The organism is Pseudomonas sp. MUP55, from assembly GCF_034043515.1.
In the GTDB taxonomy this organism is placed as follows: Bacteria; Pseudomonadota; Gammaproteobacteria; order Pseudomonadales; family Pseudomonadaceae; genus Aquipseudomonas.
Window position 1 is genome coordinate 378404 of sequence record NZ_CP138214.1, and the last position, 12033, is coordinate 390436.

Genomic DNA, 12033 nt, shown 5'->3' on the forward strand with positions numbered 1-12033 from the left:
CCAGCTTCTGACTGTTACACCGCAATCGGGAGCAAGCCCCCTCCCACATTTGTTTTGTGTATTGGCTTTTAGCGGTGCAGGACGTATTGGCCGGTGAAGGCTACCGCCCTTTCGTCACTGCCCTCATTCACAATCCACGTCTCCAGCGACAATCGCGCCCGGCCATAGCGTTTGTAGGTTGCCACAAAGCGTTTCCACACCTTCTCCTCTGGCGCCCTGCAATGCACCGTCGCATCCTGCGTCACGGGCAACGGATAGCTGATCTGGCCTTCCTGGATCACGATATGCCCGTCTTCAATGCCCTCTTCGCGCAGGCTCAGGTGCAACCAGCCCCAACCGGCCAGTACGGCGCCGCAGTAGAGGCTGCCGCCAAACATGGTGCTCTTGTGGTTGATATTGGCGTGCAAGGGTAGATGCAGTTGCAGTTGGCCGTCTTGCCAATCGAGCACCTTGAGGCCCATTTCCCGGGTGAGGGGGATGTCGTGGTGGAGGACGGATTCCAGATAACGGCTGTCGCGGCTCATGGCGGTCTCTTGGCTCGTGGGCACGGTCATTCGTCGTCTGCGCTTTGGCTGGCGCTGTCGGCGAAGTTCAGACCGTGCTTGCGTAGTTTGTCGTGCAGGGTTTTGCGTGGCACGCCCAGGGCTTCGGCGAGGCTGCGCAGGGAGCTGTGGGGGCGGGTCAGTTCGGCGGCGATCAGGCTTTTTTCAAATTGCTCGACTTGCTCGCTCAAGCCGCCAGGCGTGGAGGTCAGTGTGCCGGCGGATGGATTGTCCGGCGTACTGTCCAGTGCCAGCTCCAGGCCCAGGGCAAAGCGTTCGGCGGCGTTCTGCAGTTCGCGCACGTTGCCCGGCCAGCTGTGGCGCAGCAGCAGCGCGCGCTGGCCCGGTTGCAGCTCATGCAGGGGCAGCCCGTGGCGGCTGCTGGCTTCGTCGGCGAAGTGCTGGAACAGCATCAACGCATCTTCACCGCGCTCGCGCAGGGGGGGTATGCGCAGCGGCGCGACATTGAGACGGTAATACAAGTCGGCGCGAAAGCGCCCCTGGTCGGCAGACTGGCGCAGGTCTTCCTTGGTGGCGGCGATGATGCGGATATCCAGTGCAATCAGCTGATTGCCGCCCAGGCGTTCCACGACGCGCTCCTGCAGCAGGCGCAACAATTTGACCTGTACATCCAGGCTCATGCTTTCGATTTCATCGAGGAACAGCGTGCCGCCATTGGCGAACTCGAACTTGCCGATACGGCGCTTCTGCGCGCCGGTAAACGCGCCCGGCTCATGGCCGAACAGTTCGCTTTCCACCACCGATTCGGCCAGCGCCCCGGCGTTGATCGCCACGAACGGGCCGCTGCGGCGGCTCGACAGGTCGTGCAAAGCGCGGGCGACCACTTCCTTGCCGGCTCCGGTTTCGCCAAGGATCAGCACATCAGCCTTGGTTGCCGCCAGTGCTCCGATCTGCTCTCGCAGGCGCAGCATTTGTGGCGAATGCCCCACCAGGCGTGTGCTCAGTTGTTGCCGATCGCTGAGGGCCAGGCGCAGGCTGCGGTTGTCCAGCACCAGCCGGCGCAAGGCCAGGGCGCGGCGCACGCTGTCGAGCAAGGCGTCGCTGGCGAAGGGTTTTTCGAGGAAGTCATAGGCGCCGGCACGCATGGCCTGTACCGCCAGCGGCACGTCGCCATGGCCGGTGATCAGCAGCACGGGCAGGTCCGGGTCCTGACCGTGCAGTTCGGCAAGCAGCTCCAGGCCGTCCATGCCGGGCATGCGGATATCGCTGACCACCACACCCGGCCAGTCCCGTGACAAGCGCGCGGTGAGGCCGCTGGCTTCGCCCAGGGGCAGCACTTTCAGCCCGGCCAGGTCCAGGGTCTGGCACAGTGCCTGACGCAGGTGGGGATCGTCGTCGATCAGCACCACCTGGATCTGGTTATCGATACTCATACACTGCGGTCCTCGGACGGTTGCACACTGACGCCCGGCGAGCCGGCACGCAATTTCAAGGTTAACAGCGCGCCGCCTTCCTTGTGGTTGGCGAACAGCAGTTCGCCGCCGAAGGCGCGCATCAGGGTGTCGCAGATGGCCAGGCCCAGCCCAAGGCCCTGGGTGCGCGTCTTGGTGGTGTAGAACGGCTCGCTGGCGCGGCCCAACGCTTCCATGCAGAAGCCCGGGCCGTTATCGCGAATGTACAGGTTGACGCCCTGCTCGGTGGTTTGGGCACTCAGCCAGAGTTTGCGTGGCGGGCCTTTTTCGGTGAGGGCGTCGAGGGCGTTGGCCAGCAGGTTGCCCAGCACCTGGCGCAGGCGGGTTTCACCGGCTTGTACCCATAAGGTCGCCTCGGGTAAATCGCGGATCAACTCCACTTCCATCGAGCGTCGCCGCTTGGCCAGCAAGGCCAGGGCATCGTCCAGCGCCGGTTGCAGCGCCACGCTTTCCGGCGCGTGGCGGTCGCGGCGGGCGAAGGCGCGCAAGTGAGCGATGATCGACGCCATGCGTCCGGTCAGTTCGCTGATCAACTTGAGGTTGCCGCGGGCATCGGCGGTGCGTTCATGGTCGAGCAGGATCTCAGCGTTCTCCGCATAGCTGCGAATCGCTGCCAGGGGCTGGTTCAGCTCGTGGCTGATACTGGCCGACATGGTGCCCAGCGCCGAGAGTTTACCGGCCTGGACTAGGTCGTCCTGGGCGCGTACCAGTTCCTGCTGGGCATGTTCGCGCTCCAGCACTTCCTGTTTCAGGCGCCGGTTCAGGCCTTCCAGGTCGCTGGTCCGCTCCGCCACGCGCATTTCCAGCTCGCGGCGCGCCTTGGCTTCGAAGGCGATGCGCTCCAGGTAATGTCGACGGCGCTGCATCATCAAGCCGAGCAGCAGCATCAGCACCAGTAACGTCGCGCCGCCGACGGCCACCACGGTACGCACCGGACGGTTGATCAGCGATTGGGGCGCGAGGATTTCTACATTCCAGCCCGTCTCGGCGATGGCGGTGGATTGGCGCAGCCAGGCGCTGCTGCTCAGGTTCAGTGGCTGAGGGTCGCGGGTCGGGTAAGGCTGGATAGCAATAATGGCTTGGCGCTCTTCGGCGGTCAGCGGCCGAGTCGCGCGAAAGCGCCATTGCGGGCGCGAGGTGAGGATCACCACGCCGTTGTGGTCGGTGACCAGAAGTTGTTCAGGGGTGTTGCCCCACAAGCTCTCGGTGTGGTCCAGGTCCACCTTGACCACCAGCACGCCGATGATTTTTTCATCATCGCGTACGGCGGCGGCGAAGAAATAGCCACGCTTGGCCGACGTGGTACCCAGCCCGAAGAAGCGCCCCAGGCGCCCGGCCATGGCTTCGCTGAAATAGGGACGAAAGGAAAAATTGCGCCCGACAAAGCTGTCCTGTTTATCCCAGTTGGACGCGGCGAGGGTCTTGCCGGTGGTGTCCATCAAGTACATCACCTCCACCCCGGCCTGGGCGGCGACGTCCTTGAGCAGCAGGTTGGCGTTGACCAGGTTGGTGCTGATGTGGGGCGCATCCAGCGCGGTGCGCAGCGCCGGCAGGTCACCGAGGATCTGCGGCAGCACTTCATAGCGGTGCAGGGTGCCCAACAGGTTGGCGACATACAGGTCGAGGGTCTGACGGTTTTGACCCGCCAGCTCGCTGCGGTAGTAACGCTCGGCCAGGTGCTCCAGCGGCCACAACAGCGGCGCCAGGCACAGCGCCAGCAGGGCGAGGCTGCGCCAGCGGGGTCTTCGCGGAAGGGGTGGAGTCATGGGTATCGTGCGCCTGTGGGTACAGGCGCATTATGCCTAGTGCTGCTCTGCAAGACACTCGTGCAATGCGTCTTGCCATTGCGGCTGGCTGACGTGCCATTGCAGTTGCAGGCGGCTGCAGTCCAGGCGCGAGTTCAGCGGGCGCTTGGCAGGGGTTGGATAAGCACTGGATGGGATCGCTTCCAGTTCGGCGCAGGGTTTGCCTGCGTCGCGAAGGGCTTCGCCGATGGCCTGTGCAAAACCGAACCACGACGTTTCACCCTGGGCGGTAAGGTGATAAACACCCCAATCCCCGGCGTCACCGGCCTGCCAGCGTTCGATCAGCGCACGGGTACTGTTGGCGATGGTCCCGGCCCAGGTTGGCGCGCCGATCTGGTCGCCAACGATGCGCATCTGCGGTTTTTCCTGCAGCAGACGCTGCATGGTCAGCAGGAAGTTCTTGCCGTGGCTCGAATACACCCAGCTGGTGCGCAGAATCAGGTATTGGCCGCCTACCGCCGCAATCGCCTGCTCACCCGCCAGTTTGCTTTGACCGTAGACACCCAGTGGGTTGGGTGTGTCATTTTCGGTGTACGGGGCCGGTTTGCTGCCGTCGAACACGTAGTCGGTGGAGTAGTGAATCAGCGGGATGCCAAGGGCCTTGGCTTCCTCGGCGAGGATGCCGGGGGCGACGGCGTTGATGGCGAAGGCTGCGTCCGGCTCGCTTTCGGCCAGATCGACCGCGGTGTGGGCTGCGGCGTTGATGATCAGGTCGGGGCGGTGGGCGCGCACCTGCTCACGGATGAGCGGTGCGTTGGCCAGGTCCAGTTGGTCACGACCCAGGACGATGAGTTCACCCAGGCCCTGAAGCCGCTGTTGCAGCTCCTGGGAGACTTGGCCGTGTTGGCCGGTGATCAGTATTTTCATGGGAAAAGGTCGGCTTCCGTCAGTAATTTACCGACCTGGTCCTTGGCGGACAGTTGCGGCGGCTCGGACAGCTCCCAGTCGATAGCCAGCGTCGGGTCATTCCAGAGAATGCTGCGTTCGGCGCTGGGTTGATAGTAGTCGGTGGTTTTGTACAGAAACTCGGCGTAGTCGCTCAGCACCACAAACCCATGGGCAAAACCTTCCGGCACCCACAGTTGGCGATGATTCTGCGCCGATAATCGGACACCCACCCACTGGCCGAAGTGCGGTGAGCTGCGACGGATATCGACGGCAACATCCAGCACTTCGCCGTGAGTCACGCGCACCAGTTTGCCTTGAGTGTGTTCAAGCTGATAATGCAGCCCGCGCAGCACGCCTTTCTGTGAACGTGAGTGGTTGTCTTGCACGAAGTCACGCTTGAGTCCGGTGGCGGCTTCAAAAGCGCGCGCATTGAAGCTTTCGTAGAAAAAGCCGCGTTCATCACCGAATACTTTGGGCTCGAGAATCAGTACCCCGGGTAACGAAGTTTCAACAACCTTCACTTGGTTTCTCCGGCGAGCGAGTAGAGGTATTGACCGTAACCGGTTTTGCCGAAATATTTGGCGCGCTCCAGGAGGTAGTCACGATCGATCCAGCCGTTCTCGTACGCGATTTCTTCCAGGCAGGCTACTTTAAGCCCCTGGCGATGCTCGATGGTCTGCACGTAGGTCGATGCTTCCAGCAAGCTGTCATGGGTGCCCGTGTCGAGCCAGGCGAAACCGCGACCGAAACGCTCGACGTGCAGGTCACCGCGCTTGAGGTAAGCGTTGTTGACGTCAGTGATCTCCAGCTCGCCGCGTGGCGAAGGCTGGACGGCCTTGGCGATCTTGATCACGTCGTTGTCGTAGAAGTACAGGCCGGTCACGGCGTACGGCGACTTGGGTTTGGCAGGTTTTTCTTCGATGGACAGGGCGCGACCCTCCTTATCGAAGTCGATCACGCCGAAACGCTCAGGATCTTTGACCCAATAACCGAAAACTGTAGCGCCGCTGGTGCGTTCTGCCGCGGTGCGTAGCTGGTCGCCAAAATGTTGGCCGTGAAAAATGTTGTCTCCCAGGATAAGGCAGACGGGGTCATCACCGATAAAGTCTTCACCAATTAGAAATGCCTGGGCCAGGCCATCCGGTGTGGGTTGTTCTGCATAGCTGAAGTGCACGCCAAACTGGCTGCCATCTCCCAGTAGGTTGCGATACTGCGGCAGGTCTACCGGCGTGGAGATCACCAGAATGTCCTTGATTCCGGCCAGCATCAGCACGGAGATCGGGTAGTAGATCATCGGCTTGTCATACACCGGCAACAGCTGTTTGGACACACCCAGGGTGATGGGGTGCAAACGGGTGCCGGAACCTCCGGCCAATACAATGCCCTTCATCATGCGATCAGATCCTTTACGTCAGTATTGCCGAGTCGTTCACCTTGATAACTGCCATCCTGGACCCTGCGGCACCATTCCAGATTATCGAGATACCACTGCACGGTTTTGCGTAGACCCGTCTCGAAAGTCTCTTCAGGCACCCAGCCCAGTTCGCGCTCGATCTTGCTGGCGTCGATCGCATAACGTTGATCATGGCCTGGGCGGTCTTTGACGAAGGTAATCAGGTCGCTGAACTTCTCTACACCGACCGGGTGCTTTGGCGCCAGCTCTTCAAGCAGGCTGCAGATGCTGCGTACCACTTCGATGTTCTTTTGCTCATTGTGTCCACCGATGTTGTAGGTCTCGCCGACCACGCCTGCGGTCACTACCGTCAGCAGCGCACGGGCGTGGTCTTCAACAAACAGCCAGTCGCGTACCTGCAGCCCATCGCCGTACACCGGCAGTGGCTTGCCCCCGAGGGCGTTGAGGATCACCAGGGGGATCAATTTTTCCGGGAAGTGGAAGGGTCCATAGTTGTTCGAGCAATTGGTCAGCAGTACCGGCAGGCCGTACGTACGCTGCCAGGCACGAACCAGGTGGTCGGACGCCGCTTTGCTGGCTGAATAGGGAGAGCTGGGGGCATAAGGCGTCGACTCGGTAAACAGGTCGTCCACGCCGTGCAGGTCGCCGTACACCTCGTCAGTGGAAATGTGGTGGAAGCGAAACGCGCGCCTTGCGGGCTCGTCGAGCTTTTGCCAATAGGTACGTGCGGCTTCCAGCAGGCTGTAGGTGCCAACGATATTGGTCTGGATGAAGTCCGACGGGCCATCTATGGAACGGTCGACATGGGACTCGGCGGCCAGGTGCATGATCGCCTGTGGCTCGAAGCGTGCCAGTACGGCGCTTACCGTCTCCTGGTCGACGATATCGGCCTGAACGAACTCATAGCGGCTATTGGACGCGACGCTGGTCAGCGACTCCAGGTTGCCGGCATAGGTGAGTTTGTCCAGGTTGAGCACTTCGTGCTCGGTGTGTTGAATCAAGTACCGGATCAAGGCAGAGCCGATGAAGCCGGCGCCGCCGGTGATGAGAATACGCATATCGGAGGCCCTTTCCTTAGACGGACATTAAGCGAATGAAGCATAGCTTGAGTTGTGGAGCAGGGGTGGCGCAAGCGCGGTGTATGTTGGGGGGTTGCCTAACCCACCCAACAATGGCGATATAGGCATCTGACAAGACGCTGAGGTTGTCCAATGTTGCTCGCTACCTTGATTCACCGCGCCAGCTTACCCTGCCCGCAAGTAGGGCCTGCCCACGCGGCAAGGTTGCTTGAGCAGCACTACGGCCTCACTGGCAGATTAAGTTCATTGGGTAGCCAGCAAGACCTCAACTACAAGGTCGAAAGCAGCCGTGGCCGCTTCGTTCTTAAAATCTGCCGGGGTGACTACGCCGCAAATGAATTACTGGCCCAACACGCAGCCCTCAACCAGCTTCAGCGCCACGCACAGCTGCGCGTGCCCAAGGTCATCAAGGCCCTCAACGGCGATGAACTGCTGACCGTCAGCGTCGACGGGCAAACCCTGCACCTGCGCCTGTTGGATTATATTGAAGGCCAACCCCTGACCCATTTGCCTCACCTGAGCCGCGATGTGATCGCAGGGTTCGGCGACCTGTGCGGACGAATGAGCCTGGCGCTGGCCACGTTCACCCACCCCGGACTGGACCGCACCCTGCAGTGGGACCCACGCCACGCGCACGAGCTGATCTCTCATCTGCTGGCCACCTTGCCCGACCTCGCTCATCGCACCGCACTGGAGCAGGTCGCTGTGCAGATCAAGGCGCACGTCACGCCTTTGGCTGCACACTTGCCCTGGCAGGCCGTGCATATGGACATCACCGATGACAACGTGGTCTGGCAACGCGACGCGCAGCGACGCTGGCAAGTCCAGGGGGTGATCGACTTCGGTGACCTGGTGCACACCTGGCGCATCGCTGATCTGTCGGTGACGTGCGCAGCGCTGTTGCACCACGCCGATGGCGACCCGTTTGCCATCCTGCCGGCGATCCAGGCCTTTCACGCGGTGACGCCGTTGCAGCGCGAAGAGTTGCAAGCGCTGTGGCCGTTGATCGTCGCCCGCGCGGCGGTGTTGGTGCTCAGCAGCGAGCAGCAGCAACGCCTGGACCCTGATAACGCCTATCTGTTGAAAAATGCCGAGCACGAGTGGGAAATTTTTAACGTCGCGACAGCGGTGCCGTTCGAGTTGATGGAGGCGGCGATCCTGAGTTGCGTCGGCGAGACGCTGCCAGTCTTGGCCGGCCAGGAGTTTGCGCCGTTGCTGCCGGGCCTGGACGGGCGTGAGTTCGCGCTGATCGACCTGGGGGTACTCAGCCCGCATTTCGAGGCGGGCAACTGGGAGACACCTGGCATCGATCGGCGCCTGCTGGACGAAGCTGCGGCGGTGCATGGGCTGGCGGCCAGCCGATATGGGCAATATCGGTTGTCGCGTACCCGCCCAGACAGCGCGGGCGAGCCGGACACGTTTGCCCTTCACGTCGAGTTGCGCCTGCCCCATGGCACAGTGCTCGAAGCGCCTTTTGCGGGAACCCTGCGCGAAGGGGCGGACGGCTTGCTGTGCTTGTACGCAGAGTCGCTGAGCCTGCGCCTATGGGGTGTGAAAACGCTGCTCAGCCCCGGTGCAGGGGTTGTGAAGGGGCAAACGCTCGGTGAAGTCCACGGGCCGTTGGTCGTGCAGCTGTGCCGTGGCGACCTTGAGCCACCGCTGTTCTGCGTCCCGACCCGGGCGTCGGCGTGGCAGGCGTTGTGCCCGTCGCCCGCTGTGCTGCTCGGGCTGGCCTGCGACGCCGAACCGGAGCTGGACCCCGAGGCCCTGCTGGCGCGGCGCGACGCCAGCTTCGCCCGCTCGCAGAAGCATTATTACGTCGACCCGCCCCGTATCGAGCGGGGCTGGCGCAATCACCTGATCGACATGCACGGCCGCTCCTACCTGGACATGCTCAACAACGTGGCGGTGCTGGGCCACGGCCATCCACGCATGGCGGCGGTGGCGGCGCGGCAATGGTCGCTGCTCAACACCAACTCGCGGTTTCACTACGCGGCGATTGCGGAGTTTTCCGAACGCCTGCTGGCGCTGGCGCCGGAGGGCATGGACCGGGTGTTCCTGGTCAACAGCGGCACCGAAGCCAATGACCTGGCGATCCGCCTGGCCTGGGCCTACAGCGGCGGGCGCGACATGCTTAGCGTGCTGGAGGCCTATCACGGCTGGTCGGTGGCGGCGGATGCGGTGTCTACCTCGATTGCCGATAACCCCCAGGCGTTGAGCAGCCGCCCCGACTGGGTGCATCCGGTGATGGCGCCGAATACCTATCGCGGTGAGTTTCGCGGGCCGGACAGTGCGCCTGACTATGTACGAAGCGTGGAACATAACCTGGCGAAAATCGCCGCTGGCCAACGTCAACTCGCGGGATTCATCTGCGAAGCGGTGTACGGCAATGCCGGGGGCATTTCGTTGCCGCCAGGCTATCTGCGGCAGGTCTATGGGCTGGTCCGCGCCCAAGGCGGTGTGTGTATCGCCGATGAGGTGCAGGTAGGTTATGGCCGCATGGGGCATTTTTTCTGGGGTTTTGAAGAACAGGGCGTCGTGCCGGACATCATTACCATGGCCAAGGGTATGGGCAACGGCCAGCCGTTGGGAGCTGTGATCACCCGCCGAGACATTGCCGAAGCCCTGGAAGCCGAGGGCTATTTCTTCTCGTCATCGGGCGGTAGCCCGGTCAGTTGCCGTATCGGTATGGCGGTGCTGGACGTGATGGAGGAAGAAGGGCTGTGGGAAAACGCCAGGGCGGTGGGCGGATATTTCAAGGCACGCCTGCAAGCGTTGATTGAACATCATCCGTTAGTCGGTGCGGTACACGGTTCCGGCTTCTATCTAGGCCTCGAGCTGGTACGTGACCGGCAAACCCTGGAGCCTGCGACGCAGGAAACGGCGCGGTTATGTGATCGTCTGCGTGAACTGGGCGTGTTCATGCAGCCGACCGGCGACTACCTGAACATCCTCAAGATCAAGCCGCCGATGGTCACGACCCGGCGCAGTGTGGATTTCTTCGTCGATATGTTGTCCAAGGTGCTCGATGAGCAACTGTAGTAAATCGATTGTTATCGGGTATCGCCCATCATATTTACTAGCTGTGATCTTTGATCGCTATTAAAGCCGATATTTATCCGTTATAAAGTCGGTCCTTACCCCATTCGGAGTCCTGATTTTCATGACCACCCTGCACAGCACGCCACGCGACGATGGCTTCCATATGCCCGCCGAATGGGCGCCACAAACCCAAACCTGGATGATCTGGCCTGAGCGCCCGGATAACTGGCGTCTGGGCGGCAAGCCGGCGCAGGCGGCCCACGTGGCCGTGGCCAAGGCCATCGCGCGGTTTGAGCCGGTGACCGTCGCGGTTTCCGCCGGCCAGTACGAGAACGCCCGTAGCCGCCTGGATGTGCCGAATATCCGCGTGGTGGAAATGTCCAGCGACGACGCCTGGGTTCGCGACACGGGGCCGACGTTCGTGATCAACGGCAGTGGCGAAGTGCGCGGCGTGAACTGGGATTTCAACGCCTGGGGTGGTTTTGATGGCGGCCTGTATGCGCCGTGGAACCGTGATTCCCAGGTGGGCGGCAAGATTCTTGAGATCGAGCGTGCATCGCGTTACCGCACCGAAGGTTTTGTGCTGGAGGGCGGTTCGATTCACGTCGACGGCGAGGGCACCCTGATTACCACCGAAGAGTGCCTGCTGAACCGCAATCGCAACCCGCACCTGGATCGTGCCGCCATCGAAGCGGTGCTCAGCGCCAATCTGGCGGTGGACAAGATCATCTGGCTGCCCGATGGCCTGTTCAACGACGAAACCGACGGCCATGTGGATAACTTCTGCTGCTATGTGCGTCCAGGTGAAGTGTTGCTGGCCTGGACCGATGACCCACAAGACCCGAACTACTCGCGCTGCCACGCCGCCATGGACGTGCTGCAAAGCAGCACCGACGCTCAGGGCCGCTCGTTCACGGTGCATAAGATGCCGATTCCAGGACCGCTCTATGCCACCGAAGAGGAATGTGCCGGTGTCGACCCGGTAGACGGTAGCCAGGAACGTAACCCGAGCGTGCGTTTGGCCGGTTCCTACGTCAACTTTCTGATCGTCAACGGCGGCATCATTGCGCCGAGCTTCGACGATCCGTTGGATCATCAGGCCAAGCAGATCCTGCAGAACCTGTTCCCCCAACACGAAGTGGTGATGGTGCCAGGCCGCGAACTGTTACTGGGGGGCGGTAATATCCATTGCCTGACCCAACAGCAGCCAGCCCCGCAGAGAAACTGAGTGCGGTTGTAACAGCACCTTGAGGGTGAGCGAGCACTGCGTGAGCGCAGTGTTCCAGCCAAGCCCGCGGCCCGGCACGGTCGCGGGCTTTTTTGTGCCTGGGTGCGCCAGCGATGAGGGGTTTTGGCATAGCTCTTGTATCGACACAGAAACAACAGAGCCGCTTGGTGATGACTGCATGGTTCTGTCACAAACCTTGAGTAAGTTAGCCGCTCACGCAGCAGGGGAGAGCGCTGAAATGAATGCCGAAATCAACCCGATGTACACACGCATGTTTCACCCGGTTCGGGTCGACGGCGACGCGATCAATGCGCTGGCGCTCTGGTTGAAAGAGAACGGCTCGCGGCAGCTCAGGCAAAAACCTGATGTGCTCAGCGTGATGAGTGAACGCTACCCGGCAGGGTTGTTCACGGCGGATGAGGTGAAGGTGTTGTACGAACTGGAAAACAACTGAAGACCACCGAAGAAAATAAGTGTGGGAGGGGGCTTGCCCCCGATAGCGGTGGGTCAGTCATTATTTCGTTGACTGGCACACCGCAATCGGGGGCAAGCCCCCTCCCACATTGGTTGCGTCTGGTCTGATGGAATCTGGAAGCTGTAGG

At 61.7% G+C, this 12033-nt stretch carries 10 protein-coding genes; 3 read left to right on the forward strand and 7 right to left on the reverse strand.

Annotated elements, in window-relative coordinates:
* Positions 1–68: 68 nt before the first annotated feature.
* From SC318_RS01575 to rfbB, 7 genes are read right to left on the reverse strand one after another with little or no spacing between them, the layout of a single operon-like run.
* Complete coding sequence (locus tag SC318_RS01575) at positions 69–524, reverse strand: thioesterase domain-containing protein (protein WP_320429372.1); 456 nt, start codon at positions 522–524, stop codon at positions 69–71.
* Between the two features lie 26 nt (positions 525–550).
* On the reverse strand, positions 551–1936 hold the full coding sequence (locus SC318_RS01580) for a sigma-54-dependent transcriptional regulator (RefSeq protein ID WP_320429373.1): 1386 nt from the start codon (positions 1934–1936) through the stop codon (positions 551–553).
* Positions 1933–3741, reverse strand: coding sequence for a sensor histidine kinase (locus SC318_RS01585; protein WP_306491204.1), 1809 nt, complete (start codon positions 3739–3741; stop codon positions 1933–1935). The genes SC318_RS01580 and SC318_RS01585 overlap by 4 nt, the downstream gene beginning before the upstream one ends.
* 36 nt (positions 3742–3777) lie before the next feature.
* Positions 3778–4647: a dTDP-4-dehydrorhamnose reductase gene (rfbD, locus tag SC318_RS01590; RefSeq protein ID WP_320429374.1), complete on the reverse strand. Its 870-nt coding sequence runs from the start codon at positions 4645–4647 to the stop codon at positions 3778–3780.
* Positions 4644–5189 carry a dTDP-4-dehydrorhamnose 3,5-epimerase gene (rfbC, locus tag SC318_RS01595; RefSeq protein ID WP_124384674.1) on the reverse strand — a complete coding sequence of 182 codons (546 nt, stop codon included), beginning with the start codon at positions 5187–5189 and terminating at the stop codon, positions 4644–4646. Before rfbC ends, rfbD begins: the two co-directional genes overlap by 4 nt.
* A complete protein-coding gene (gene rfbA / locus SC318_RS01600) occupies positions 5186–6061 on the reverse strand; it encodes a glucose-1-phosphate thymidylyltransferase RfbA (protein WP_320429375.1) in 876 nt (291 codons plus the stop codon). The genes rfbC and rfbA overlap by 4 nt, the downstream gene beginning before the upstream one ends.
* Positions 6058–7140 carry a dTDP-glucose 4,6-dehydratase gene (gene rfbB, locus SC318_RS01605; protein ID WP_320429376.1) on the reverse strand — a complete coding sequence of 361 codons (1083 nt, stop codon included), beginning with the start codon at positions 7138–7140 and terminating at the stop codon, positions 6058–6060. The genes rfbA and rfbB overlap by 4 nt, the downstream gene beginning before the upstream one ends.
* Before the next feature lie 153 nt (positions 7141–7293).
* Between rfbB and SC318_RS01610 the strand changes: the two genes are divergently transcribed.
* The 3 genes from SC318_RS01610 (at position 7294) to SC318_RS01620 (ending at position 11885) form a co-directional block, all read left to right on the forward strand.
* Positions 7294–10203: an aminotransferase gene (locus SC318_RS01610; protein WP_320429377.1), complete on the forward strand. Its 2910-nt coding sequence runs from the start codon at positions 7294–7296 to the stop codon at positions 10201–10203.
* Between the two features lie 121 nt (positions 10204–10324).
* The gene (aguA, locus tag SC318_RS01615) at positions 10325–11431 is read left to right on the forward strand and encodes an agmatine deiminase (protein WP_320429378.1); all 1107 of its coding nucleotides are present in this window, start codon (positions 10325–10327) and stop codon (positions 11429–11431) included.
* Between the two features lie 238 nt (positions 11432–11669).
* A complete protein-coding gene (locus SC318_RS01620) occupies positions 11670–11885 on the forward strand; it encodes a hypothetical protein (RefSeq protein WP_320429379.1) in 216 nt (71 codons plus the stop codon).
* Positions 11886–12033 lie beyond the last annotated feature (148 nt).